Origin of the sequence: Leifsonia sp. NCR5 (assembly GCF_002105485.1) — a bacterium.
Taxonomy (GTDB): Bacteria; Actinomycetota; Actinomycetes; order Actinomycetales; family Microbacteriaceae; genus Leifsonia.
In genome coordinates, this window is record NZ_NCSR01000012.1 from 29,543 (window position 1) to 54,303 (window position 24,761).

Sequence of the window (24,761 nt, forward strand, 5' to 3'; positions counted from 1 at the left end):
GGGGGAATCCGGGCCGCCCGATGGTGTGCGAAGATCGCTGAGACCGGTCCGTCTCCCGAATACCCGCACGGCGTACGGCCGGTCGGGATGGGGAACCAACGTGACCGACGAGGCCTCGAACCCGGATGCGAAGCCGCTGTTCGGCCGCGACAGGGAACGCGAGACGATGCTGCTCGTCGCCCATCGTGCACTCGGCAAGGGCGGCGCCCTGCTGGTCACCGGAGAGGCGGGGCTCGGCAAGACCGCGCTGCTCGCCGACGTGGCGGAACGCCTCGACGGCTGGACCGTGCTGCGGGTGCACGCCGACTCGTTCGAATCCGACCTCAGCTACGCGACGGTGGAGACCCTGGTGCGCGGGCTCAACGCGGTCAGCGGGACGCGCATCCGGCCGCCGGAGCCGTCGGACGACCCTCTGACGGTCGGGCGCCTGCTGCTCGACGCCGTCGACGGGGTCGGCAAGCCGGTCTGCCTGATCGTCGACGACGCGCAGTGGGTCGACGAGGCGTCGGCCAGGGCTCTGCGGTTCGTGGTGCGGCGGCTGTCCGATCAGGGCTTCCTGTTCACCGCGGCGACCAGGCCGCTCCCCGGCAGCGTGGTCTCGCTGTTCGAGGACGTCGCCGCGTCGACGGTCAACCACGCCAGGGTGGAGCTCGCCCCGTTCTCCGTCGCCGACACCCAGGACCTCGCCCAGCACATCCTGGGTCACGCGGTCTCGCGGCGCACGGCCACCAGACTCACCGAGGCGACGCAGGGGTCTCCCCTGTTGCTCAGCGTGCTGCTCGGGCAGCTCCGGGACACCTTCGCCGCGGCCCTGCACCCGGCGGGCTGGGACCTTCCCGCCGCCGCGATCACCCCGCTCTCCACGGCGGTCGGCTCTGCGCTCGAAGGGGCAGACCCGTCCGTGCGCGAAGCGGCCGAGATCATCGCCGTGCTCCGCGACCCGCTTCCGCTGCCCGTCTTCGGCACCATCGCCGCCCGGCTCGGCAGCCGGGTGGATGCGGCTGGCGCCGTCTCCCGCGGGCTCGTGCTCTCCTCCGAGCGCGACGGCGTCGTCTGGGTGGAGCCCGCGCACGCCATCCTCGCCGATGCCCTCAGTGGCGACTTGACCCTGGAGCGCAGGGTCGCCATCCACCGGGTCGCCGCCGAGGTGCTGACCGGGCACCGCGCGCTCCGCCACCGGGTGGAGGCGGCCGACGTCGCAGACCCGACTCTCGTGGCCGAACTGCTCGAAGCGAGCAGGGTGGCGGCCGACCGCAACCAGGCGGACCAGGCGATGAGCTACGCCCGCTCGGCCGTGCACCTCGCGGCACCGGGGGCGGAGCACGACCGCGCCCTGCTGGAGATCGGGCTGCTCGCGCTGCGCACCAGGATGCACGAGCGCATCTTCGACCTGGCGCCCGCCATCGAGGCGCTGCCCGCTTCCCAGGCGCGCGATCTCGTCGTGCTCGAACTGCGCACGCTCACCGGGGACATCCCGGGTGCGCTCGGCATCGCGCTCACGCTCGAAGCGAGCCCGGCGACCACGGCGGACGAGCGGGCGATCCGCGCGCACGTCGCAGAGGCGCTGCCGAAGGTCCTGATGGCGACGCGCGACTTCCCGGGAGTCTTCGACCACCTCGACACCGGCCGTCGCCTCATCGCCGAAGCGCCGACCGACCCGGACGAGATCGCCGACCCCGCCCTGCGCTGGCTCGCCCAGCCCCGCGACTACCTGCTGCGGCTGCTCGGCTGGGCGCTCACCGCCGCCGGACACGTGCGGCCCGCTGTGGTCGGTGAGCTCGTCGCGGAACTCGACGACCTCCTCGCCGCCGCATCGACGCCGTCCACCGTCTCCCCCTCCGTCGTCGACGCGTTCATCTCCCGCGCCCGCGTCTTCGTCCTCAGCGGCGACATCGACCGTGCCCGCGACGACCTGGCGCAGGCCAACGAGCTGCTGCGCCGGTTCCCGTCGAGTTGGACGGCGGGGTTCGGACGCACGATCTACGCCCACGTCCTGTTCCTCCTCGGCGAGTGGGACGAGTCCGTCACCCTCGCGGACGCCTCCGTCGCGCTCGCCCTCGACGAGACGGACCTGTCCGGCTGGCCGATCGCCCTCTGGGCGTCGACGCTGGTCCGCGCGGGGCGCGGAGAGGCGGCGGCCGTGGAGGAGCGCCTCCGCTCCGCCGCCCAGGCGAAGCTCAGCATCGCCGGGTCGTACGACAGCGACCTCCCGTTCATCGCGCGCGCCGAACTCGCCCGCGCCCTCGGCGACCGCGCGACCCAGCTCGCCGCGACGGAGGAGGCGGAGGCGGTGGCGACCCGCGCATCCACTCTCGGCTGGCTGACCCACCGGGTGGATGCGCTGGCGGCACTCGGCCGGGCGGCGGACGCGCGCGCCGCGTTCGCCCTCTGCCAGGCGCCCGGGATGTGGCGACCGTACTACGGCTCGCTCGGCTGGCTGGAGGGCCGCGTGCTCGAAGCCGAGGGTGCCCGGCAGGAAGCGCTGGACGCGTACCTCGCGTCGCTCGACGACCCGTCTGCTGCTCGGTTCCCGTTCCCGCAGGCTGTGGCGGCGGCCGACGCCGGGCGGCTGCTGGCCGAACTCGGCACGGACCGGCCGCGCGCGACGGCGCTGCTCGAACAGGCGGCCGACACGTTCCGCCGGGTCGGCGCATCCGGGTACCTGTCCCGCTGCGCCCGGCTGCTGGAGGAACTGAGCGCGAGCGGCAGAGGGGCGGACGACGCGCAGACGGACCCGTTCGCGCCGCTCACCACGAGGGAGCGGCAGGTCGCGTACGCGCTCGCGGCCGGCATGACCAACAAGGAGATCGCGGAGCGGCTGTATGTGTCGGTGACCACCGTCAACTTCCACGTGCGGAACATCCTGGCGAAGCTGGAACTGTCGTCGCGGCGTGATCTGCGGAAGCTCAGCATCGCCTCCCGCAGCGTGCGCGCGACCCGTGCCAGGCACCGCCCCGTCAATACTTGACGGTTTTCCTCCCACGGTTATGAGCCCACCTGACGGCCTCGGTATTTTGGGATCACACCCCGGGATGCCCGCCCGCTGGGACGCTTGGATACGATGCTCAACGAATCGTCTCAACACCCGACTTGCGTCTGCGCGCTGGGCATCCCTGGGTAGAAAACCAGGGTAGAAAAACCTCTCCCTTCGCGATTCTCAGAGACTTCTTGCCGCCGTCCCGACATGCTGGGGAGCGCACACTGAATCGAGAGGCGGTCGGATGAACCTGCTGCAAGCCCTGATCCTCGGCATCGTCGAAGGCATCGCGGAATTCCTTCCCGTGTCGAGCACCGGCCACCTGACCATCGTCGAGAAACTCCTCGGACTGCAGATCGACGACCAGGGTGTCACAGCGTTCACCGCGATCATCCAGGTCGGCGCCATCCTCGCGGCGATCATCTACTTCTGGAAAGACATCGTCCGCATCGTCGTCGCCTGGGCGCGCGGCCTGTTCAACCGGGATGCGCGCGGCCACGACTACCGGATGGGCTGGTACGTGATCATCGGCTCCATCCCGATCGCGATCGTCGGCCTGGTGGCCAAAGACCTCATCTCGGGCGGCCTGCGCAACCTGTGGGTGGTGGTCGCCGCCCTCATCCTGTGGAGCATCGTCATGTGGGCGGCGGAGCGCGTCGGGAAACAGGACCGGCACGAGGAGTCGACCACCGTGCTCGACGCGGTCGCCATCGGCGTCTTCCAGGTGATCGCCCTCATCCCCGGCGTCTCCCGCTCGGGCGCGACGATCAGCGCCGGCCTGTTCCGCGGCCTCGACCGCGTGGCGGCGACCCGGCTGTCGTTCTTCCTCGCCATCCCGGCGCTCGTCGCGGCGGGCGGATACGAGGGCATCACGCAGGCGAGCGCGATCAGCTCCAGCGTCGGCTGGCTGCCCACCATCGTGGCCACGATCGTGAGCCTCGTCGTGGCCTACGTGAGCATCGCCTGGCTGCTGCGGCTGGTCACCAAGCACCCGATCACGGTCTTCATCTGGTACCGCATCGGCCTCGCGGTGGTCGTCGCGATCCTCCTCCTCACCGGAGTCATCACCGCCACCTGACCGCCGCGCTAGTCGTTGAGGATGCGCGCCCCGTGCACGGGGCCCGTCGCCCGCACCGCGGTCAGCCGGGCGGCGCTCAGCGCGATCTGCAGGTCGAGCGCGCTGTCGAGGTCGGCCGTCAGGAAGGCGACCGTCGGGCCGGAACCGGAGACGATGCCGGCGAGCGCGCCGTTCATCTCCCCCAGCTCGATGACGGCGCCGATCTCCGGCGCCAAGTGGATGGCCGGGGCCTGCAGGTCGTTCGTCAGCGACTCGGCGAGCATGGCCGGGTCTCCCGCCCGCAGCGCCTGCAGCACGGCCGTGTCGACCGTCGGGGTGAACTGCGCCGGCGCGATGTCGCGGGAGTGGCGTTCGCGGTGCCGGTCGAGCTCGCTGTAGACCGCCGGCGTGCTCAGCTGGCTGTCCGGCAGCGCGAGCACCCAGTGGAACTGGCCGGTCGCGAGCGCCGGGCTCAGCCTGTCCCCCCTGCCGGTTCCGATGGCCGTTCCGCCGACCAGGGCGAACGGCACGTCGGCGCCGAGCCGGGCGGCGATGGCGTGCAGGTCCTCCTTGCTCGCCTCCGTGCCCCAGAGCGCGTCACAGGCGACGAGGGTGGCCGCCGCGTCCGCGGAGCCTCCGCCCATCCCGCCCGCGATGGGAACATGCTTGTCGATCTCGAGGCGGACGCCGCCAGTGTATCCGGTCTTCCCGGCGAGCATCCTGGCCGCTTTGATGGCGAGGTTGCTGCCGTCGGTCGGCAGGTCGCTGGTGTCGATCGAGCCGCCGAACGTCACCGAGAAGTCGTCAGCCGGATACGCGCGCACATCCTCGTAGAGCGAGACCGCCTGGTAGGCCGTCGCGACGTCGTGGTATCCGTCGTCCATCACCGCCCCGACGCGCATGAACACGTTGATCTTGCCGGGTGCTCGCACGTGAACTGCGTCAATGGCCGGAGTGGTCATAGTCCCAACCTACAGGCGGATGAGCCGGGCGCTAGACCCGAGCCGTTGCGAGCCGGACGAAGTCGGCGATGCCGAGCTGCTCGCCCCGAAGCGTCGGCGCGATCCCGGCCGCCTCCAGGGCCGTGGATGCGGTGGCCGCGTCGCCGTAGACGGGCGCGAGCGCCTGCCGCAGCATCTTCCTGCGCTGCTGGAACGCCGCATCCACCAGTTCGAAAGTGCGCAGCCGCAGCGTCTCGTCTCCCGGCTCGTCGTCGTGGCGTTCGAACGCGACGAGCACCGAGTCGACGTTCGGCACCGGCCAGAACACCTGGCGGCTGACCGTGCCCGCCGTGCGCCAGCTGCCGTACCAGGCCGCCTTCACGCTCGGGGCGCCGTAGACCTTCGAGCCCGGCTCGGCGGCGACCCGGAAACCGACCTCCGCCTGCACCATCACCACTCCGCTCCGAATGCCCGGGAAGTGCTCGAGGAAGTGCAGCAGCACCGGAACGGAGACGTTGTACGGCAGGTTGGCGACCAGCCGCGTCGGCGAGAGCGGCAGCTCGGTGACGTGCAGCGCGTCCTTGTGCACGACGGTGAGCCTGTCCGCCGCCTCCTCCGCCATCGTGCGCACCGTGATCGGCAGCTGCTCGGCGAGCCGTCCGTCGATCTCGACGGCGACCACGGTCGCGTCCGCTTCGAGCAGCCCGAGGGTCAGCGAGCCGAGCCCGGGGCCGACCTCGACCACCACGTCGCCCGGCTGCACCTTGGCGACGCGCACGATCCTGCGCACGGTGTTGCCGTCGATGACGAAGTTCTGGCCGAGCTTCTTGGTGGGGGTGACGTCGAGCAGGTCGGCCAGGTCGCGGATCTCGGCGGGGCCGAGGAGTCGCAGCGCGGTCACGCGATGATCCCGATCGGGGTGGTCGGCGGCGACGCGACGGGCTCGGCGTCCCAGCGTCCGTAGACCAGCTCGGTGTTGGAGCAGATCTGCGCGGCCAGGGTGGAGGCGTCCGTGCCGATGGTCTCGGCCATCGCGCGCAGCGTGTGCGGGATGAGGTACGGCGCGTTCGGCCGGCCGCGGAACGGCGTCGGCGTGAGGAACGGCGCATCCGTCTCGACCATGATCAGCGAGCGAGGGGCCGCGCGCAGCGCCTCGCGCAGGTTCTCCGCGTTCTTGAACGTGACGTTGCCGGCGAACGACATGTACCAGCCGTTGTCCGCGCAGATCTGCGCGAGCTCGGCGTCGCCGGAGAAGCAGTGGAAGACGGTGCGCTCCGGAGCGCCCACCCGCTTGAGGGTCGCGATCACGTCGGCGTGCGCATCCCGGTCGTGGATCTGCATGGCGAGGTCGTTCTGCTTGGCGATCTCGATGTGCGCCTCGAACGAGCGGAACTGCGCCTCCCGCCGCGGGCCGGCCTCGGTGCGGAAGAAGTCGAGCCCCGTCTCGCCGATCGCACGGACGCGCGGTCGCGTTGCCAGCTCGGCGATCACCGCGAGCGCGTCGTCGAGTTCCCCGCGCTCCGCGTAGTCGGGGGCGTCGTTGGGGTGCAGGGCGACGGCGGCGAGCATCCGGGGCTCGATGGCGGCCATGTCGGCCGACCAGCGCGAGGTCTCCACGTCGTTTCCGACCTGCACGACACCGCGCACGCCGACACTGGATGCACGGTCCAGCTGCTCCCGGTAGTCCATCGGCTCGTCGCCGTCGGAGATCTCCAGGTGCGTGTGGTTGTCGTAGACGGGGACGACCAGCGCCTCCGGAAGCGGCGGGTACTCCAGGTCACGCCCGTCGGTGACGTGACGCTGCCGGATGAACGCCGGGTCCGTCATGCGCCGGGCACCGCGTCCGCGTCGATCCGGGGGAACAGCGCCTCGAGTCCGTTGACCGTGGTGCCGGCGGGAAGCTGGCCCCACTCCCCCGCGGTGCGCAGCGGCTGGTCGTCGAGGTCGCCGAGCTCGTCCTCCGCTCCGAGCGCCACCCACAGCTTGAGGGTGGCCTTCGGGATGACGGGAGACAGCAGCACGGCGAGCGCGCGCAGCCCCTCCGCCGCGGTGTAGAGCACGGTGGCGAGACGTTCGCGCTGTGCCTCGTCCTTCGCGAGCGACCACGGCTCCTGGGCCGTGATGTAGCCGTTCAGCTCGTCGACGATGGTCCAGATGGCGGTGATGGCGTCGTGGATGGCCAGCTTCTCGATGGCGGCGTCGGCCGCCGTCGCCGCGTCGGCGACGGTCTGGCGCACGGCGAAGTCGGCATCCTCGTAGCGCCCGGCCTGCGGCACGACGCCCTCGAAGTATCTGGTGACCATCGCGACGACCCTGGATGCGAGGTTGCCGAACCCGTTGGCGAGCTCCGCCTGGTAGCGGGCGGACAGGTCTTCCCAGCTGAACGAGCCGTCCTGGCCGAAGCTGATGGCGCGCATGAAGTAGTAGCGGAACGCGTCAGACCCGAACGTGTCGGTGATCTGCGTGGGCGCGATGCCGGTCAGCTTGGACTTGGACATCTTCTCGCCGCCGACGAGGAGCCAGCCGTGACCGTAGACCTGGTGGGGCACATCCACCCCTGCCGCCATCAGCATGGCGGGCCAGATCACGGCGTGGAAGCGCAGGATGTCTTTGCCGACGATGTGGGTGGCCGGCCAGCGCCTGGCGAAGTTCTGCTCGTCCTGGCCGTAGCCGACGGCGGTGGCGTAGTTGAGCAGCGCGTCGAACCACACGTAGACGACGTGCGACTCGTCCCACGGCACCTTGATGCCCCAGTCGAAGCTCGACCGGGAGATGGACAGGTCGCTGAGGCCCTGGCGCACGAACGAGACGACCTCGTTGCGGGCGGACTCCGGCTGCACGAACTCCGGGCGCTCCTCGTAGAGCGCGAGGAGCTGGTCGGCGAACTGACTCATCCGGAAGAAGTAGTTCTTCTCCTGCAGCAGTTCCAGCGGCTTCGAGTGGATGGCGCACACCTTCTGGCCCTCGTACTCGCCCGTGCCGTCCACGATCTCGCTCTGCGGCTTGAACTCCTCGCAGCCGACGCAGTAGAGCGCCTCGTACTCGCCCGCGTAGATGAAGCCGTCGTCGTAGAGCTTCTGCAGGAACTTCTGCACGTTCTTCTCGTGGCGCTCGTCCGTGGTGCGGATGAAGTCGTCATTGGCGATGTCGATGGTCTTCAGCAGAGGAAGCCACTCGTTGGTGACGAGACGGTCCGCCCACTCCTGCGGGGTGGTGCCGTTCGCGGTGGCTGTGCGCAGGATCTTCTGCCCGTGCTCGTCCGTGCCGGTCAGCAGCCAGGTGTCGTCACCGGCCTGCCTGTGCCAGCGCGCGAGAACGTCGGCGGCGACCTCCGTGTATGCGTGCCCGATGTGCGGGACATCATTCACGTAGAAGATCGGCGTGGTGATGTAGAACGAAGAGCCGTCGGACATGGTGACTATCCTACGGGCGCGCCGGGGCGCATCCTGGCGTATTACCGTCGGGGGTCACTTCCGGTCGAGTGCGGCCTGGTAGAGGTCGCGCTTGCCGAGGCCGGTCGCCTCCGCGACCTCGCCCGCCGCGTCTTTGAGCCGCACGCCGCCCGCGACCAGCGCGAGCACCTGTGTTACGCCGGTCTCCAGGTCGACCGTGCGCGCCTCCGCCCCGGCGACCACGATCGCGATCTCGCCGCGCACGCCCTCCGCCGCCCAGGCCGCGAGCTCGGCCGCCGTGCCCCGCTTGACCTCCTCGAACAGCTTGGTGAGTTCGCGGCAGACCACCACGCGCCGGTCGTCGCCGAGCACCGTCGCGAGGTCGGCGATGGAGGCGGCGAGCCGGTTCGGCGACTCGAAGAACACCATCGTGCGCCGCTCGGAGGCCAGCGCGCGGAAGGTGCTCAGGCGTTCGCCCTGCTTGCGCGGCAGGAAGCCCTCGAAGGTGAACCGGTCGGTGGGCAGGCCGGACACGGCGAGCGCCGTCACCACGGCGCTCGGGCCGGGGAGGGCGGTGACGCCGACCCCGGCGGTCGCCGCGGCCTCGACGAGGTGGAAGCCAGGGTCGGACACGGTCGGCATCCCGGCGTCGGACAGAACGACCACATCCTGGTCCTTCGCCAGCTCGACCAGCTCGGCCGCCTTGTCCCGCTCGTTGTGGTCGTGCAGGGCGATCAGACGCGGGCGGTTCTCGATGCCCAGGCCGGCGAGCAGCCGCTGCGTCACCCTGGTGTCCTCCGCGGCGACGACGGTGGCGGAGCCGAGCACCTCGATCAGCCGGAGCGAGGCGTCCTTGAGATTGCCGATGGGAGTGGCCGCGAGGATGATCATGCATCGAGTCTGTCACCCGGAGACGCACCCTCTAGCATGATCTGGTGACCTCGACACCCGCCATCGGCCTCCCGATCGCGCCTCCTCCGGCGGAGCCGACGGGCAGCAGGCTCGACGACTGGTGGGCCAGGATGCTCCGCACCCCGCTGCGGATGAAGCTCTGGTACTGGGGCGCCCCTGTCGCCGTCACGCTGCTCGCCGCGATCCTGCGGCTCTGGAACCTGGGGTACCCGCACGCGCTGGTGTTCGACGAGACCTTCTACGTGAAGGACGCGTACTCGCTGATGCACCTCGGCTACGAGGGCAGCTGGCCGGACAAGGCGGACGCCCAGTTCGCGGGCGGCAACACGAACATCTTCACGTCCGATCCGTCGTTCGTGGCGCATCCACCGCTCGGCAAGTGGATGATCGCGGCCGGGCTTGCTGCGTTCGGCGCCGGCGACGCGTTCGGCTGGCGCATCTCGACGGCCGTGGTCGGCATCCTGGCCGTTCTCGTCGTGTTCCTGATCGCGCGGAAGCTGTTCGCGTCGACGCTGCTGGCGACGATCGCCGGGTTCCTGCTGGCCATCGACGGTCACGCGATCGTGATGAGCAGGGTGGCGCTGCTCGACAACTCTGTGATGTTCCTGGCGCTCCTGGCCTTCTGGTGCATCCTGCTGGACAGGCAATGGCACGCCACCCGGCTCGCCGAGCGGGTGCACGCAGCGTGGGCGGCCGGCCGCGACCCGGCCTGGGGTCCCGTGCTGTGGTGGCGGCCCTGGCTGCTCGCCGCCGGTCTGCTCTGCGGGCTCTGCGCCGGCGTGAAGTGGAGCGGGTTCTACTTCCTGGCGTTCTTCGCCGTGTACACGGTGGTCGTCGACATCGTCGCGCGCCGCAGGGTCGGGCTCCCCTTCTACATCAGCGGGGCGATCCTGAAGCAGGCTCCGGCGACGTTCGTGCTGATGGTGCCGATCGCGTTCGTCAGCTACCTCGTCACCTGGACCGGCTGGATCGTCACGAAAGGCGGCTACTACCGGCACTGGGCGGAGTCGACGCACATGCAGTGGAGCGGCGGGCTCTCCAGGGTGCCGCTCTGGCTGCAGAACCTCTGGCACTACCAGACCGAGATGTACAACTACAGCATCAACCTGCACGTCTCGCACCCGTACCAGGCCAACCCGCTGACCTGGCTGTTCATGATCCGGCCGACCAGCATGTACTACGTCGGCTCCAACCTCGGCGAGAACGGATGCACGGCCAACGCCTGCTCGTCGGCGATCACCTCGCTCGGCAACCCGCTCATCTGGTGGGCGGCGGCCGCGGCGGTGTTCTACCTGGTCTACCGCGTCATCCGGTACAGGGAGTGGCAGGTCGGGCTGATCCTCACCGGGCTCGCCGCCGGCTATCTGCCGTGGCTGCTCTACATCAACCGCACGATCTTCGAGTTCTACGCCATCGCGTTCGAGCCGTACCTGATCCTCGGGCTGACGGCGGTGATCGGGATCGTGCTCGGCAAACGCAGCGACCCCTCCCCGCGTCGCACGCGCGGGATCATCTGGGTCGGGCTGTTCCTTCTGGTCGCGACGGCGGTGAGCATCTTCTTCTGGCCGCTCTGGACGGCCCAGCAGGTGCCGTTCTGGTACTGGCAGATCCACATGTGGCTGCCCAGCTGGGTCTGACCGGCAGGCCTGTCGCCCGTCGGTGGCGGGTGGTAGACCGTGGGGTATGGATGCGAACCAGCCGATCGACCTCGTCCCCCTCCCCGGCAGCGAACGGCCGGAGACGCCCGGCGTCACCTCCCACGCCGCCATCGACCCGGCCAGCACGGTCGAGGCGACCCTCGTGCTCCGGCGGCAGGCCGACCTGCCGGACGACGCCCTGACCACACCGGTCAGCAGGGCGGACTTCGCCGAGACGTACGGCGCATCCACGGCCGACCTGGACCTCGTCACGTCGACCATGACCCAGCTCGGCCTCACCGTCCTCGACGCGAGCGCCGCCGAGCGCCGGGTGCGCGTGTCCGGGACGGCCGCCCAGCTCGGCCGCGTCTTCGGCACCGACCTCGACCAGGCGACGGCCCGGGATGCGGCGGACCGTGAGTTCACGCACCGCAGCCGCACGGGCGGGCTGAGCATCCCGGCCGCCCTCGACGGCGTGGTCACCGCCGTGCTCGGCCTCGACGACCGCCCGCAGGCGCGGGCCCTGTTCCGGGTCGCCCGCCCCCGGGCGGTGAGCACGAGCTACACGCCGCTCGAACTGGGCGCGATCTACCGCTTCCCAGCTGGCACAGACGGCAGCGGGCAGACCATCGCGATCATCGAACTCGGCGGAGGCTACGAGCAGAAGGACCTCGACAGCTACTTCTCCGGCCTCGGCGTCACCGGGCCGACCGTGACCGCCGTCGGCGTCGACGGCGGCTCCAACCAGCCGGGCTCCGACCCGAACGGTGCGGACGGTGAGGTCATGCTCGACATCGAGGTGGCCGGCGCCCTCGCCCCTGGCTCCGACATTGTCGTGTACTTCGCACCCAACACCGACGCCGGATTCGTGGATGCGGTGACGACCGCGGCACACGCCGACCCGACCCCCGCGGCGATCAGCATCAGCTGGGGCCAGTCGGAGGACGCCTGGACGGCGCAGGCGCGCACGGCGTTCGATCAGGCGCTCGTCGACGCCGCCGCCCTCGGCGTCACCGTGACGGCGGCCGCGGGAGACGACGGCAGCAGCGACAGGGCCGGAGACGGGAAGGCGCACGTCGACTTCCCCGCGTCGTCGCCGCACGCACTCGCCTGCGGAGGCACCCGGCTGAGCGCCGACGCCTCCACCGGGGTCGTGCAGTCGGAGACGGTGTGGAACAACGGCTCGGGCGGCGGAGCGACGGGAGGGGGCGTCAGCGCCGCCTTCGCCCAGCCTTCGTGGCAGAAGAACGTGGGCGTCCCGGTCGGAGCCGGAGGCGTGGATGCGGGAGGCAGCGCGAACGGACCGAGCGGCCGCGGCGTGCCGGACGTGTCGGCGGTGGCCGACCCGCAGACCGGATACCGGGTGCTGGTGGACGGGAAAGAACTGGTGATCGGTGGCACGAGCGCGGTCGCCCCGCTCTGGGCCGCTCTGGTGGCCCGGCTGGTGCAGTCGACGGGGAAACCCCTCGGGCTCGCCCAGCCCGCCCTCTACGACTCGGTGAAGAAAGGGCAGGTGGCCCCGGGCTTCCGCGACATCACGACCGGCGACAACGGAGCGTTCACGGCGACGGCGGGCTGGGACGCCTGCACCGGCCTGGGCGTGCCGGACGGGACGGCGCTGCTCGCGGCGCTGTGAGGCGTTCGGGAGCGTTCGGGAGCGGGAAGGCATATACCCCGATAAGGGCATAGTGATGTGGACCGGCTGACCGGTACGCTCAGCCCGTGACCCACACTCGGCGCCCCGCGCGCTCCCTCAGAAACCTGCTCATCGGAGCAGTAGCCGCGACGGTCGCCGTCGCCGGGCTTACCCTCGCCCCGACCGCTGCGACGGCCGCCTCCACATACACCGTCAGCGGAACCGTGAGCTACGACGTCGCTGGCGGTGGCACGACGACGAACAAGACCTCGTACGTGCTCCTTCAGCCACTCACGGGTAGCACTCCCCGGCAGCCGCTGTCCGGGAATGCCGTGAACGGCACCTGGAGCGTTCCCGGCGTCGCGCCGGGCCGCTACCGCGTCCAGTTCCGCCCGAGCGATGACGGCGCGAACGCCGGAACGTGGATCGGCAGCACCTTCGAGGACTCCGCGACGGTGGTCACGGTCACCACCGCGAACGTCTCCGGACTCACCGCCACCCAGCCGGTCGCCGGTTCCATCAGCGGAACGGTCACCGGGGCGACGGTCGCGGGCGGAATCCGCGCATACCGGGTCAACCCGACGACGATGCTGCTGGAGGGCTTCAACGAGGCACCGACCACTCTCGGCCTCGGCGGTGTGTACTCCATCGGCGGACTGGCCCCCGGCGAATACAGGGTGCGGTTCGCCGACGCCAACGCCGACCAGCCCAACTTCTCGACGAGCTACTACGACAACGCCGACTCTCTCGGAAGTTCGACCCCGATCACCGTCACCGCCGGTCAGCAGGTGACGGGAATCAACGGCTCGGTCGGCGCCTGGTCCTGGTACGGCGGCCGCATCGCGGGCGCCGACCGGTTCGACACCTCGGTGCAGATCGCGCTCGGCGCGTACTCCGCCGGTCAGGCGAGCGTCGTCTACGTCGCGAACGGCGTGAACTTCCCCGACGCGCTCGGCGCGAGCGCCGCGGCGGCGCGCGCCGGCGGGCCTCTGTTGATGACGCGCCAGGACTTCGTGCCGGCCAGCGTCGTCAACGCGATCAAGACCCTCGCACCGCCCAAGATCGTGGTCGTCGGCGGCCTCGCGGCCGTCGGAGCGTCCGCGTTCGCGCAACTGCAGAAGCTCGCCCCGACCGTCACGCGGGTCTCCGGTGACGACCGCTTCGCCACCTCACGAGCGGTTGCCGGCGCATTCACCGGCCAGCACGTCAACAGCGTCTTCATCGCGACAGGCAACAGCTTCCCCGACGCCCTCGTCGCCGGTTCGGCGGCTGGCTACCAGGGCGGACCGCTCCTCCTGGTCAACGGCTGGTCGAGCTCGCTCGACGCGGCGACGAAATCGCTCATCACCTCGTTGTCTCCGCTGCGCATCTACATCGCGGGCGGCGTGAACTCGGTGTCCAGCGGCATCCAGCGCGACCTGCAGAACCTCGGTGTCCCCACCGTTCTCCGCCTCGCGGGCAACGACAGGTTCGGCACGGCGCAGGCCGTCAACAACGAGATCTTCCCGCTCGCCGACACCGCGTTCGTCGCGAGCGGGCTCGGATTCCCTGACGCCCTGTCGATCTCCGCGATCGCCGGTGCCATCGGGGCGCCGCTGCTCCTCGCCGTTCCGGAGTGCATCCCGTACGGCGAATTCCGAGACGCGACCCTCCAGGGCGTCGCGACGTACTGGGCTGTGGGAGGCACGAGCGTTCTGAGCTTCGACATCGAGCACCAGATCACATACTGCCAACCCGGGCTGTACGGATCGAGCGCCGGTCTCGGCTCCGCCTCGGCGGAGACGTCGAAGCCCGTCACGCCGATCACGCTCGACCCGAAGAAGCTGAACGCCGCCATCACGGCAGGGCGGGACAAGCACTAGGCCCCGTTCGGCCACAATAGGAGGAATGCAGAGTCCGTCGGCCGCCACCCGCACCCCACCCCGGTGGGTCCCAGGGGTGGCGGCCGCCGCTCTTGCCGCCCTCGTCGCGTGGGGCATCCACTGGCTGGTCCCCGCCGTTCCGCTGCTGACCGCGGCCGTGGTGCTCGGGATCGTGGTCGGGCAGCTGCCGTTCGCACGCCCGGCCGTGACCGGCGCGCTCTCCCCCGGACTGTCTGTCGCGGCCAAGCGGCTGATGCGGATCGGCGTCGTATTACTCGGGCTGAAGCTCAGCCTCGGTGACATCGCGGACCTGGGCTGGGTGACCATCCTGAGCACGGTCGCCATCGTGCTCGTGACGTTCGTCGGCACGATGTGGCTGGGGCGGCTGTTCCGGCTGCCCGGGCATCAGCCGCTGCTGATCGCGACCGGCTTCTCGATCTGCGGCGCGTCGGCGATCGGCGCGATGAGCGGCGTCGTCAAGTCGAAGGACGAGGAGACGGCGACGCCGGTCGCGCTGGTGACGCTGTGCGGGACGCTCGCGATCTTCGTGCTGCCGGTGCTGTGGCATCCACTGGGCCTCAGCTCGCTGCAGTTCGGGCACTGGGTGGGCGCCGGCGTGCACGACGTCGGCCAGGTGGTCGCCACCGCGCAGCTCGCCGGTCCGGCCGCGCTCGCCGTCGCCGTCGTCGTGAAGCTGACGCGCGTGCTGATGCTGGCGCCGATGGTCGCGGTCGCGTCCGTCGTCGAGCGCCGCCGTCACGTCGAGGGCGACCCGGCGGCCAAGCGCCCGCCGATCGTGCCGCTGTTCGTGGCCGGGTTCATCCTGGCGGTGCTGGTGGCGTCGTTCATCCCGCTGCCCGAAGTGGTGCGGTCCGGGGCGGACACGCTGCAGACCGCGCTGCTCGCGATGGCCCTGTTCGGCCTCGGCACCGCCGTGCGCCTGCGCACCCTCCTCGGCACGGGCTGGCGCGCGCTGGCGGTCGGGCTGCTCTCCTGGGCGATCATCGCCGCCCTTGCCCTCGCCGCCGTCCACCTCTCCTGACCACCGGCTGCCGACCGCCGACCGCCCTGGAATCAGTGGGCGGAGGTGAGCTTGAGGCCGACGATACAGCCGACGAGGCCGACGATGAGCAACGCGCGGACGAGGGAGAAGCCCTCTCCGCCGAAGAGCATGGCGTAGACGACGGTGAGCGCTGCGCCGATGCCCACCCAGACCGCGTACGCGGTGCCGGTCGAGATGTCGCGCATGGCGTAGGCCAGCCCACCCATGGATGCGACGAGCGCGACCCCGAAGATCACCGACGGCCAGAGCTTGGTGAAGCCCTCCGAGCGCCCGAGCGCTGTGGCCCACACGGCCTCGAGGACACCGGAGACGACGAGCACGATCCACGACATGATTCACTCCCGTTGGCCAGTCTTGTCGCGCACCGGGTACTGATCCGTCGTCCGGGATCGCGAATCACGCGATCTAGCACAACTGTACCACAAGGCCCGGTTGCGGTCTGTTACGACGGCGGAGGGATGCGCCTCCCGCGCTCCGGTAGCGTGGCCGCATGGCAGATCGCGAATACGGCTTCCGCACGCGTGCGATTCACGCGGGCAACATCCCCGATCCGGTGACCGGCGCCCGCGCCCTCCCGATCTACCAGACCAGCGCGTTCGTCTTCGACGACACCGCGGACGCCGCCGCCCGCTTCGCCCTGCAGAAGTACGGCAACATCTACTCGCGCCTGGCCAACCCGACCGTCGCATCGTTCGAGGAGCGCGTCGCCAGCCTGGAGGGCGGCCTCGGCGCCGTCGCCACCGCCAGCGGCCTGAGCGCGCAGTACATCACCTTCGCCTCACTCGCCGGCGCGGGAGACCACATCGTGGCGTCCGCCAACCTCTACGGCGGCTCGATCACCCAGCTCGACGTCACCCTGCGCCGCTTCGGCGTCGAGACCACGTTCGTCCAGAGCGCCGACCCGGCGGACTACGCCGCGGCGATCACCGACAAGACCAAGCTGCTCTTCGCGGAGACCATCGCGAACCCGTCCGGCGAGATCGCCGACATCGAAGGCCTCGCCGAGGTGGCGCACGCGGCGGGGATCCCGCTCATCATCGACTCGACCATCGCGACGCCGTACCTCAACCGGCCGATCGAGTGGGGTGCCGACATCGTCATCCACTCGGCCACCAAGTTCCTCGGCGGCCACGGGACCACCCTCGGCGGCGTGGTCGTGGAGAGCGGACGCTTCGACTGGCACAGCGAGAAGTTCCCGCTGTTCGGCCAGCCCGTCCCCTCGTACGGCGGGCTCGAATGGTCGGGCAACTTCGCCGAATACGCCTTCCTCACCCGCCTCCGTGCCGAGCAGCTGCGCGACATCGGGCCCTCGCTCGCCCCGCACTCCGCCTTCCTGCTCGCGCAGGGCGTCGAGACCCTGCCGTACCGCATCCAGGCGCACGTGGACAACGCCCGCGCCGTGGCCGAATGGCTGGACGCCGACCCGCGCATCGAGTCGGTGTTCTGGGCGGGCCTCCCCGCGCATCCTCACCACGACCGGGCGCAGAAGTACCTACCGAAGGGCGCCGGCAGCGTGTTCAGCTTCGTCGTCAAGGGCGGTCGCGCCGTCGGCCAGACGTTCATCGAATCGGTCAACCTGGCCAGCCACCTCGCCAACATCGGCGACGCCAAGACCCTCGTCATCCACCCGGCCTCCACCACCCACGCGCAGCTCACCGAGCAGCAGCTGCTGGATGCGGGGGTGCTGCCCGGCGTCGTGCGCATCAGCGTCGGGATCGAAGACGTGGACGACATCATCTACGATCTGGATCAGGCCCTCACCATCGCCGTGAAGGAGACGAACGCATGACGATCGCAGACACCGCTGCCGGATCCGGCGCATCCGGCGGCACCGAGCAGGTGCAGCTGGCCAACGGGCTGAGCTGCGCCGTCCCCGCCTCCTCCCCGCTGGCGAAGCTGCTCAAGTCGCAGCGCACCTGGGTCGGTCCGGACGCCAAGGAACGGCTGCGCATCCTGCGCTCGGCGAAGTCGGTCGCGATCGTCGGCGCATCGCCCAACCCCGCGCGCTCCAGCTACTTCGTCGGCACATACCTGCAGCAGTCGACCGACTTCCGGGTCTACTTCGTCAACCCGAACGCCGACACCATCCTGGGCGAGAAGGCATACCCCGACCTGGCGTCGCTGCCCGAGGTGCCAGACATCGTGGATGTGTTCCGCAAGCCGAGCGACCTGCCCGCCGTGATCGACGAGGTGCTGGCGGTCGGCTCCCCCACCATCTGGGTGCAGCTCGGCATCTGGAACCAGGAGGCCGCGGAGTATGGAGAGTCCAAGGGGCTCACGGTCGTGATGGACCGCTGCATCAAGATCGAGCACGCCCGCTTCCACGGCGGCCTGCACCTCCTCGGTTTCGACACCGGCCAGATCACCGCCCGCAAAACCCTCCGCTGACGCCCTCGCGTCCCCGCGTCGCCCCGTCAGGCGCGGGCGACGACGTGGAAGACGTGCCAGTGCTTGGGGCCCTCGAACGACATGCCGCGGCGGTCCTCCTCGGCCAGGTGCAGCGTTTCGAGGCCGGTGAGCATGCCCTCCACACCCGCGCGGTCGTGGAAGTTCATCCGGGGGCGGCCGAACCATTCGTCGTGCGGGCCGAAGAACTCGCCCGCGAAGATCGCGCCCGGGCGCAGCGCATCCCGGATGTCCGCCCACAGATACGGGAAGTGCGTCGCATCGCAGAACGGCAGCGCGAACCCGGCGTAGACGAAGTCGCTCGCCGGGAGCGCCCCGAGCGTCTCGAAGCCGGTGCTGCGCACCTCGACGAGGTCGGCGGACTCCGGCCCGACCGCCGCGGTGACGCGCTCCTCGACGCCGGGGTCCGCATCCACCGCCAGCACGCGCCAGCCGCGCTCGGCGAGATAGGCGGTCTCGATGCCGTCGCCGCAGCCGAGGTCGACGGCGTCGCCGGGCGCATCCCCCTGCCAGGCGTCGAGGCCGCTGAGGAACGTGCCCCGCACACCCCGTCCGCCCTGGGCGGTGTAGAACTCAGACCAGTCGAACGCCATGATCCTCCTTCGCCTTCGCCCTGAGCCTACGCGCGGGTGGGGCTCGCCGTCGGCTGCGCTCGCTACTATCGGCAGGTGGAGTCTCGGCCGTCGTCCCCCCGGATCGCGATCCTCGGCCCCGTGCTGGTCGAGGACAGGTCCGGTGCACTCGCCGAACCCTCCGGCGTGCTCGGGAAGAGCCTGATCGTCGCGCTCGTGCTCGCGCGCGGTTCGCTGTCCGTGCCGTCGCTCGTCTCCGACCTGTGGGACGACACCCCTCCGCGGCAGGAGCGGGCAGCACTGCAGACGCTCGTCTCCCGGGTGCGCACGGTCACCGCCGACGGGCTGCTGGAGTCCACGCCGAGCGGGTACGCCCTCGGGGTGGACGACGCCGCCACCGACCTCGGGCTCGCCCGCCGTCACCTGGAGCGGGCGCGCCAGGCGGACAGGGACGGGGATGCGGCGACCATCGCCGCCGAGACGGCCGCCGCTCTCGCACTCTGGCGCGGAGAGCCCGGCGGAGAACTCGGCGGCACTCCCCTGGCCGACGCGCTGGGCAGGACGGCCGCGGAACTCCACGACGAATTACTGCTCCTGCGGGCGAGGGCGGCCAGACTGCTCGGCGACCCGGAAGCGGCCCTGGACGACCTGCGCCGCCTCGCCGAGGCCGCCCCGCTGAACGAACAGCTCCACCTCGAACGGATGCGCGCCCTCGACGCCGCCGGCCGACGCTCCGACGCCCTCCACGTGTTCGCCGAGGTGAAGGAGACGCTGCTCGACCGGCTGGGCACCCGCCCCGGCCCCGAGCTGGTCGCGTACAACGCCGCCCTGCTGGTCGAGGACGATGCGCCGGCCGCCCCGCCGGCACCGTCGCGGCTGCGCATCGGCCTGCGCGCGGCACCCAACGCGCTGATCGGCCGCGAGTACGACCTGGATGCGCTCGAAGACCTGATCGCGACCTCCCGGCTCACCACGATCCTCGGCGCGGGCGGGCTCGGCAAGACGCGGCTCGCGCAGGAGGTCGGTCACCGGGCTCTGCGCATCCCGTCGGTGGTGTTCGTGGAGCTTGCGAGCGTGCGCAACGGCGACGACGTGACGCTCGCCATCGCCTCCACCCTCGGCATCCGGGAGGCCAACGCCACCCGCCCGGGCGATCCGGGCGCGCGCGTCGACCTGCGCTCGCGCATCCTGGGCGTGCTCGGCGAGCGGGAGACGCTGCTGATCGTCGACAACTGCGAGCACGTGGTGGATGCGGCGGCGGCGTGGATCGCGGACATCCTGGAATCCGTGACGACCGTGCGGGTGCTCGCCACCAGCAGGGCGCCGCTCGCGATCGGCGCCGAGCACGTCTACCCGCTGGACTCGCTGCCGAGCACGGCCCGGGATGCCGGAGGGGCCGACTCCGTGCGCGGTCCGGCCGTCGACCTGTTCGTGGAGCGGGCGCGCGCGGCCAGGCCCGGCGTCGTCCTGCCGCTCGACACCGTCGCCGAGCTATGCGAGCGGCTCGACGGCCTCCCGCTCGCGATCGAGCTCGCGGCAGCACGCACGCGGTCGATGTCGGTGGACGAGATCGCCCGCCGCCTCGGCAACCGCTTCGCGCTGCTCACCGGCGGCGAGCGCACCGCCCCGGAGCGGCACCGCACCCTGCTGGCCGTCATCGACTGGAGCTGGAACCTGCTCGGCTCGTCGGAGCGCGCTCTGCTGCGGCGGCTGTCGCGGTTCCCGGACGGGTTCAGCTCGACCGCCGCAGAGGCGGTGTCCGGCGAGGACGCCTCCCGCGTGCTCGACGACCTGGATGCGCTGGTCAGCCAGTCGCTCGTCACCGTCACCGAGGACGAGACCGGCGTCGTGCGCTACCACCAGCTAGAGACGGTGCGCGAGTTCGGAGACCTCGCCCTCGCGGAGGCCGGGGAGACCGAGCTCGTGCAGCAGCGGATGGCCGCGTGGGCGCGCACGTTCGCCCGGGATGCGCTCGGCAGCATGAGCGGGCGCGACCAGGTTCCGCAGTTCCGGCGGGTGACGGTGGAACAGGACAACCTCGTCGCGATCCTGCGCGTCGCGCTCGAACACCGGGATGCTCCGACCATTGTCGCCGTGTTCGCGACGCTCGCGTACTACTGGTCGCTGCGCAGCGCGCACACCGAGGTGGTCGGGTTCAGTCCCGTGGTGATGGAGGCGCTGGCCGGCTGGGAGCCGGAGGGCGAGGACGAACGCATCGACGCCGTCGCCGCGTACACGATCCTCGGCGGGACGTTCCTGTTCACCGAGCACCGCACCGCGCTCCGTGCGATCAGCCGGCTGAAGCGGGCACGCGGCACCGCCGCCCTCCGCGACGACCGCCTCGACGCGCTGGCCGACGCGGTCTCCCTCGGCGGCAGGATCGCTCAGACGATGGCGCTCCTCGAACGGCTCAGGGCGTCCCAGGACCCCGGCCTCGCCGCGATGGGCGAGCTGCTGCTCGCCCAGTTCGCCGAGAACGCGGGCGACCTCGACGGCGCCAGCGAGAGCGCCCAGCGCGCCTGGGAGAAGGCGCTGGCCGCGGAGGACACCTGGACCACCGCATCCGCCGCCCAGGCGCTCGCGCAGGTGCACAGCGAGCTGGCGCATCCGGCCGAGGCCATCCTGTGGGCCGACCGCGCCCAGTTCGGTTTCGGGCAGCTGCAGGCGATGGGCGACGTGCGTCAGATCGACTGGATCGTGGCGATCAACTCGGTGACGCTCGGCGAACTCGACCGCGGCCGCTACCTTCTCGAACGCTACCTGCGCGACCAGGACGACACGGGCTTCGACTACGTCGACTACCTCGGCGTCGCATACGCCGGCCTCGCCGAGATCGCGCTCCTGGAGGACGACGACGCGGAAGGCGTCCGGCTCTTCCTCGAATCGGTCGGCGTGTTCGGCCGGTCGGACGCGATCACCAACCCGTGGCTGGTGATCCTCGCCGGGGCGGCACTGCTCGCCCTGCAGCGGGTCGGCCACCGGTCCCCCGACGTGGTCGGGCCCGAGCGGGTCGCCGAGCTGGCCAGGGAGCTGCGCACACGGATGCTGGTCAGCCACCGCTTCCAGTCGTCGTACGTGGACAAGCCCGTGGTCGGCAGCGGCCTGCTCGGCCTGGCCGGATGGATGCTCGAACCGTCGAACGAGCGAGCCGCCGACCCGGCCTGGCTGGACGCCGGCTTCCGGATGTACGGGCTGGCCACCCGGATGAACGCCCGCCAAGACCTCCCCAGCCTCAACCGGGTCCTGCTGCGCGACGAGCTCGTCGCCGCCCACGGCGCCGAGCGGGTGGACGCGGCGGTCGCCGCTGCCGCCGAGATTCCGCGCGACGAGGCGACGACGGCCGGATACGCGCTGCTGCAGTCGCTGCGCTACTGAGGGCGGACAGCGCCCCTGCGCGCTCCGCTCGCGCGGAGAAAGCACGACGCGCCGCCCGGATCTCCGTAGGAACGGAGACGCGGACGGCGCGTCGTGCCGATGTTCCGCCTGAGCGGAGGCGGCGGGTTACGCCTTGCGCATGTACGCGCGGACAGTGAGCGGCGCGAACACCGCGACGATGACCGCCGCGCCGAGGAGGGCGATCAGACCGTCGGACCCGAACGTGCCGTCGTTCGCGAGGTTGCGCACCGCCGTCACCAGGTGCGAGACCGGGTTGATGTTGACGAACCACTGCAGCCATTCGGGCAGCTTGTCCACCGGCACGTATGCGTTCGAGAGGAACGTCAGCGGGAACAGCACCATGAACGAGATGCCCTGCACGCTGCTGGCCGTGCGGGCGATCACGCCGAAGAACGCGAAGATCCAGCTGATCGCCCAGCTGCACACGATCACCAGCAGACCGGCGAGGATCACGAAGCCCAGGCCGCCTTCCGGTCGGTAGCCCATCGCGAAGCCGACGACGAACGTGATGGTCGTCGCGATGGCGTAGCGGAGCGTGTCGGCGAGGAGCGCACCGGCGAGCGGCGCGATGCGCGCGATCGGCAGGGATTTGAAGCGGTCGAACACGCCCTTGTCCATGTCCTCGCGCAGCTGCACGCCCGTCACGACCGACGTCGTGATGACGGTCTGCACCAGGATGCCCGGGATGAGGAGCGGGAGGTATCCCGCCACGTTCCCGGCGATGGCGCCGCCGAACAGGTTCGCGAACATCAGCGTGAAGATGATCGGCTGCAGCGTCACGTCGAACAGCTGTTCCGGGGTCCGCTTGATCTTCAGGAGACCGCGGTACGCCATCGTCAGCGAGTTCGCGACGCTCTGGGAGAGGCTGACGTGGTTCTTCAGCCGCCGCTCGGACGGCGGGGTGATGACAGTGAGGGCGCTCATGCGTCGACCCTTTCCGATTCGGGGGCCTCGGCGGAGTCGGACTTCTCGTCTTCGACGCCGTGGCCGGTGAGGGTGAGGAAGACCTCGTCGAGGGTCGGCTTCTGCACCGACATCTCGGTGAGGTGGATGCCCGCCTCGCGGAACGTCACGAACAGGTCGGTGACGGCATCCGCGTTGCGCATCGGCGCGGTGATCCGCGTGCCTTCCGGCGAGATGACCGCATCCACGCCGAGCACGGTGGCGATGGCGCGACGCGCGTCCTCCATGTCGGCGGTGTCCGCCAGGCGCAGCTGCAGCGACGACTCGCCGACCGAGGCCTTGAGCTCGTCGGCCGTGCCCTCCGCGACGACACGTCCGGTGTCGATCACGGCGATGCGGTCGGCCAGCTGGTCGGCCTCATCCAGGTACTGGGTGGTGAGCAGCACCGTCGAGCCGGTGGCGACCAGGCGCCGGATGGTGTCCCACATCTGAGCGCGGGTGCGCGGGTCGAGGCCGGTGGTCGGCTCGTCGAGGAAGATCAGCGGCGGTTGCGCGATCAGGCTGGCAGCGAGGTCGAGGCGACGGCGCATCCCGCCGGAGAACTTGGAGATGGGACGCTTGGCGGCGTCGGTCAAGCCGAACTCTTCGAGGAGTTCCGCGGACTTCCGCTTCGCCTCCGACCGGCTCAGACCGAGCAGGCGGGAGAAGATGACGAGGTTCTCCGTGGCGGAGAGCCGCTCATCCACCGACGCGAACTGCGCCGTCACGCCGATGAGCTGGCGGACGACCTGCTGCTCCCTGCGGATGTCGTGGCCGAAGATGGTGGCCTCGCCGGCGTCCGGCTTGAGCAGGGTGGCGAGCATGGAGATGGTGGTGGTCTTGCCTGCGCCGTTCGGGCCGAGCACACCGTAGACGGTTCCGGCGCGGACGCTGAGGTCGACGCCGTCGACCGCGCGGTTGTCGCCGAAGACCTTGACGAGCCCGTGGGCTTCGACCGCCCATTCTGAGCTGGTGGTCATGGTGATCCTTCCTGATGGATGGGATTCGAGTTGATGCTGACGATGTTTCCTGGGCGCGCTTACACGGCGCTTACGTGGCGCTTACAGCGGAGAGGAGGCGGTGTAAGTGGGGCTTTCTCACGCCGCGGGGCGCAGCACGGCGGCGAGCAGGGTCGCCCTGTCGATGCCCGCGATGGCGATCGCCCGCGGAACCGTGCCGAGCTCGATCGTGAGGATGCCGGCGAGCAGGTCGGCCTCCGCCGTGCGCCCGTCGCGGTCGCGGCCATGCCCACGACCCGCGATGTTGTGCGCCCTGACCAGCGCATCCCGGGCCGAAGCACCCCAGCGCGGCCGGGCGATACGCGGCGCAGCGGTCAGCCGTTCCTCCGGCACCGGCTCGACGCCCGCAGCGCGCAGGCTCGCGTCTCGTTCGGCGCGAAGGGCCGCCTCGATGCCCGCGTGGTCGAGGCCGGAGGCGGCGAGGGCGCGCTGGGCGCTGGTTCCCTTGGCGGCGGCGAGGGCGAGCAGCAGGTGCTCCGCCTCGACGAGGGATGCGCCGCGACGGCGGGCCTCCTCGACGGCCCGGATGACCGTGGCGCGCAGGGAGCGGGACAGGCGGCGGTCGTCGCGGGTCTCGTCGCGCTCGATCGGGTCCTGAGGCTCGATCGGGTCGTCGTGTTCTGGTGTGCTGTTCTCAGGCATTGCGCCTCCTCAGTTCGATGCCTGCTGCCGCGACCCGGCGCAGGTGCTTCTTGTGCACGGCCTGCCTGGTGACGCCGAGGGCGTCGGCGATCTGGCTCCAGGTCCAGCCGTCGCGGAGTGCCCGCTCGACCTCGGCGTCTTCGAGTCGGTCGGCGAGTTCGCGGAGGGCGACGACGGAGGCGAGTCCGTCCGCCGCTCCGCCGATGGGTGCTGGTGTCTGTGTTGGTCCCATGTGAGCAACTTAGGTTGCTTAGACCGAATTGTCAACCTTGGTTGCTAAAATCGCGACGACGTTTCCGTGCGCGGA

The 24,761-nt window shown here is 70.7% G+C and carries 20 protein-coding genes and 1 riboswitch; of the genes, 9 read left to right on the forward strand and 11 right to left on the reverse strand.

The window, feature by feature from the left end; genetic code table 11:
* Positions 1-100 precede the first annotated feature (100 nt).
* Together B7438_RS11510 and B7438_RS11515 are read left to right on the forward strand one after the other, a co-directional pair.
* Positions 101-2,968, forward strand: coding sequence for a LuxR family transcriptional regulator (locus B7438_RS11510; protein ID WP_085369738.1), 2,868 nt, complete (start codon positions 101-103; stop codon positions 2,966-2,968).
* A gap of 253 nt (positions 2,969-3,221) precedes the next feature.
* Positions 3,222-4,055, forward strand: coding sequence for an undecaprenyl-diphosphate phosphatase (locus tag B7438_RS11515; RefSeq protein WP_085369739.1), 834 nt, complete (start codon positions 3,222-3,224; stop codon positions 4,053-4,055).
* A gap of 8 nt (positions 4,056-4,063) precedes the next feature.
* On the opposite strand, the gene B7438_RS11520 is transcribed toward B7438_RS11515, so the two are convergent.
* From B7438_RS11520 to rsmI, 5 genes are read right to left on the reverse strand one after another with little or no spacing between them, the layout of a single operon-like run.
* Positions 4,064-4,996: a 4-(cytidine 5'-diphospho)-2-C-methyl-D-erythritol kinase gene (locus B7438_RS11520; protein WP_085369740.1), complete on the reverse strand. Its 933-nt coding sequence runs from the start codon at positions 4,994-4,996 to the stop codon at positions 4,064-4,066.
* Between the two features lie 31 nt (positions 4,997-5,027).
* The gene (gene rsmA, locus B7438_RS11525) at positions 5,028-5,876 is read right to left on the reverse strand and encodes a 16S rRNA (adenine(1518)-N(6)/adenine(1519)-N(6))-dimethyltransferase RsmA (protein WP_085369741.1); all 849 of its coding nucleotides are present in this window, start codon (positions 5,874-5,876) and stop codon (positions 5,028-5,030) included.
* Complete coding sequence (locus tag B7438_RS11530; RefSeq protein ID WP_085369742.1) at positions 5,873-6,802, reverse strand: TatD family hydrolase; 930 nt, start codon at positions 6,800-6,802, stop codon at positions 5,873-5,875. Before B7438_RS11530 ends, rsmA begins: the two co-directional genes overlap by 4 nt.
* Complete coding sequence (gene metG / locus B7438_RS11535; RefSeq protein ID WP_085369743.1) at positions 6,799-8,388, reverse strand: methionine--tRNA ligase; 1,590 nt, start codon at positions 8,386-8,388, stop codon at positions 6,799-6,801. The genes B7438_RS11530 and metG overlap by 4 nt, the downstream gene beginning before the upstream one ends.
* Before the next feature lie 54 nt (positions 8,389-8,442).
* On the reverse strand, positions 8,443-9,258 hold the full coding sequence (rsmI, locus tag B7438_RS11540) for a 16S rRNA (cytidine(1402)-2'-O)-methyltransferase (RefSeq protein WP_085369744.1): 816 nt from the start codon (positions 9,256-9,258) through the stop codon (positions 8,443-8,445).
* A gap of 44 nt (positions 9,259-9,302) precedes the next feature.
* Between rsmI and B7438_RS11545 the strand changes: the two genes are divergently transcribed.
* The 4 genes from B7438_RS11545 to B7438_RS11560 all read left to right on the forward strand — a co-directional run bounded on the left by B7438_RS11545 (position 9,303) and on the right by B7438_RS11560 (position 15,456).
* Positions 9,303-10,916, forward strand: coding sequence for a dolichyl-phosphate-mannose--protein mannosyltransferase (locus B7438_RS11545; RefSeq protein ID WP_085369745.1), 1,614 nt, complete (start codon positions 9,303-9,305; stop codon positions 10,914-10,916).
* A gap of 46 nt (positions 10,917-10,962) precedes the next feature.
* Positions 10,963-12,552, forward strand: coding sequence for a protease pro-enzyme activation domain-containing protein (locus B7438_RS11550; protein ID WP_085369746.1), 1,590 nt, complete (start codon positions 10,963-10,965; stop codon positions 12,550-12,552).
* An 86-nt stretch (positions 12,553-12,638) separates the two neighbouring features.
* The gene (locus B7438_RS11555; RefSeq protein WP_085369747.1) at positions 12,639-14,414 is read left to right on the forward strand and encodes a cell wall-binding repeat-containing protein; all 1,776 of its coding nucleotides are present in this window, start codon (positions 12,639-12,641) and stop codon (positions 14,412-14,414) included.
* Between the two features lie 25 nt (positions 14,415-14,439).
* Positions 14,440-15,456 (forward strand): YeiH family protein, encoded by a 1,017-nt coding sequence (locus B7438_RS11560; RefSeq protein WP_085369748.1) that lies wholly within the window; start codon positions 14,440-14,442, stop codon positions 15,454-15,456.
* A gap of 32 nt (positions 15,457-15,488) precedes the next feature.
* Here B7438_RS11560 and B7438_RS11565 read toward each other — a convergent pair whose 3' ends face one another.
* Positions 15,489-15,809, reverse strand: coding sequence for a multidrug efflux SMR transporter (locus B7438_RS11565; RefSeq protein WP_085369749.1), 321 nt, complete (start codon positions 15,807-15,809; stop codon positions 15,489-15,491).
* An 11-nt stretch (positions 15,810-15,820) separates the two neighbouring features.
* A riboswitch (guanidine-III (ykkC-III) riboswitch) is annotated at positions 15,821-15,886 on the reverse strand.
* An 81-nt stretch (positions 15,887-15,967) separates the two neighbouring features.
* Between B7438_RS11565 and B7438_RS11570 the strand changes: the two genes are divergently transcribed.
* Together B7438_RS11570 and B7438_RS11575 are read left to right on the forward strand one after the other, a co-directional pair.
* On the forward strand, positions 15,968-17,266 hold the full coding sequence (locus B7438_RS11570; protein ID WP_085369750.1) for an O-acetylhomoserine aminocarboxypropyltransferase/cysteine synthase family protein: 1,299 nt from the start codon (positions 15,968-15,970) through the stop codon (positions 17,264-17,266).
* Positions 17,263-17,865, forward strand: coding sequence for a CoA-binding protein (locus B7438_RS11575; RefSeq protein WP_085369751.1), 603 nt, complete (start codon positions 17,263-17,265; stop codon positions 17,863-17,865). The genes B7438_RS11570 and B7438_RS11575 overlap by 4 nt, the downstream gene beginning before the upstream one ends.
* A gap of 26 nt (positions 17,866-17,891) precedes the next feature.
* Here B7438_RS11575 and B7438_RS11580 read toward each other — a convergent pair whose 3' ends face one another.
* Positions 17,892-18,476, reverse strand: a complete 585-nt coding sequence (locus B7438_RS11580; RefSeq protein WP_085369752.1) for a trans-aconitate 2-methyltransferase — start codon at positions 18,474-18,476, stop codon at positions 17,892-17,894.
* A gap of 75 nt (positions 18,477-18,551) precedes the next feature.
* Here B7438_RS11580 and B7438_RS11585 point away from each other — a divergent pair, with 75 nt between their 5' ends.
* Positions 18,552-21,830 carry a BTAD domain-containing putative transcriptional regulator gene (locus tag B7438_RS11585; RefSeq protein ID WP_085369828.1) on the forward strand — a complete coding sequence of 1,093 codons (3,279 nt, stop codon included), beginning with the start codon at positions 18,552-18,554 and terminating at the stop codon, positions 21,828-21,830.
* A 126-nt stretch (positions 21,831-21,956) separates the two neighbouring features.
* Here the strand turns inward: B7438_RS11585 and B7438_RS11590 are convergent, their stop codons facing one another.
* The 4 genes from B7438_RS11590 to B7438_RS11605 form a co-directional block, all read right to left on the reverse strand.
* On the reverse strand, positions 21,957-22,775 hold the full coding sequence (locus B7438_RS11590) for an ABC transporter permease (protein ID WP_085369753.1): 819 nt from the start codon (positions 22,773-22,775) through the stop codon (positions 21,957-21,959).
* Positions 22,772-23,773: an ATP-binding cassette domain-containing protein gene (locus B7438_RS11595; RefSeq protein ID WP_085369754.1), complete on the reverse strand. Its 1,002-nt coding sequence runs from the start codon at positions 23,771-23,773 to the stop codon at positions 22,772-22,774. The genes B7438_RS11590 and B7438_RS11595 overlap by 4 nt, the downstream gene beginning before the upstream one ends.
* A gap of 117 nt (positions 23,774-23,890) precedes the next feature.
* A complete protein-coding gene (locus B7438_RS11600) occupies positions 23,891-24,454 on the reverse strand; it encodes a Clp protease N-terminal domain-containing protein (RefSeq protein WP_085369755.1) in 564 nt (187 codons plus the stop codon).
* The gene (locus B7438_RS11605; protein WP_085369756.1) at positions 24,447-24,686 is read right to left on the reverse strand and encodes a helix-turn-helix domain-containing protein; all 240 of its coding nucleotides are present in this window, start codon (positions 24,684-24,686) and stop codon (positions 24,447-24,449) included. Before B7438_RS11605 ends, B7438_RS11600 begins: the two co-directional genes overlap by 8 nt.
* Positions 24,687-24,761: the final 75 nt, after the last annotated feature.

Coding starts and splice junctions, on each gene's coding strand:
- B7438_RS11515 (WP_085369739.1), top strand. CDS start 3,222: ATGAACCTGCTGCAAGCCCTGATCCTCGGCATCGTCGAAGGCATCGCG.
- B7438_RS11520 (WP_085369740.1), bottom strand. CDS start 4,996: ATGACCACTCCGGCCATTGACGCAGTTCACGTGCGAGCACCCGGCAAG.
- B7438_RS11530 (WP_085369742.1), bottom strand. CDS start 6,802: ATGACGGACCCGGCGTTCATCCGGCAGCGTCACGTCACCGACGGGCGT.
- metG (WP_085369743.1), bottom strand. CDS start 8,388: ATGTCCGACGGCTCTTCGTTCTACATCACCACGCCGATCTTCTACGTG.
- rsmI (WP_085369744.1), bottom strand. CDS start 9,258: ATGATCATCCTCGCGGCCACTCCCATCGGCAATCTCAAGGACGCCTCG.
- B7438_RS11550 (WP_085369746.1), top strand. CDS start 10,963: ATGGATGCGAACCAGCCGATCGACCTCGTCCCCCTCCCCGGCAGCGAA.
- B7438_RS11560 (WP_085369748.1), top strand. CDS start 14,440: ATGCAGAGTCCGTCGGCCGCCACCCGCACCCCACCCCGGTGGGTCCCA.
- B7438_RS11565 (WP_085369749.1), bottom strand. CDS start 15,809: ATGTCGTGGATCGTGCTCGTCGTCTCCGGTGTCCTCGAGGCCGTGTGG.
- B7438_RS11570 (WP_085369750.1), top strand. CDS start 15,968: ATGGCAGATCGCGAATACGGCTTCCGCACGCGTGCGATTCACGCGGGC.
- B7438_RS11575 (WP_085369751.1), top strand. CDS start 17,263: ATGACGATCGCAGACACCGCTGCCGGATCCGGCGCATCCGGCGGCACC.
- B7438_RS11580 (WP_085369752.1), bottom strand. CDS start 18,476: ATGGCGTTCGACTGGTCTGAGTTCTACACCGCCCAGGGCGGACGGGGT.
- B7438_RS11590 (WP_085369753.1), bottom strand. CDS start 22,775: ATGAGCGCCCTCACTGTCATCACCCCGCCGTCCGAGCGGCGGCTGAAG.
- B7438_RS11595 (WP_085369754.1), bottom strand. CDS start 23,773: ATGACCACCAGCTCAGAATGGGCGGTCGAAGCCCACGGGCTCGTCAAG.
- B7438_RS11600 (WP_085369755.1), bottom strand. CDS start 24,454: ATGCCTGAGAACAGCACACCAGAACACGACGACCCGATCGAGCCTCAG.
- B7438_RS11605 (WP_085369756.1), bottom strand. CDS start 24,686: ATGGGACCAACACAGACACCAGCACCCATCGGCGGAGCGGCGGACGGA.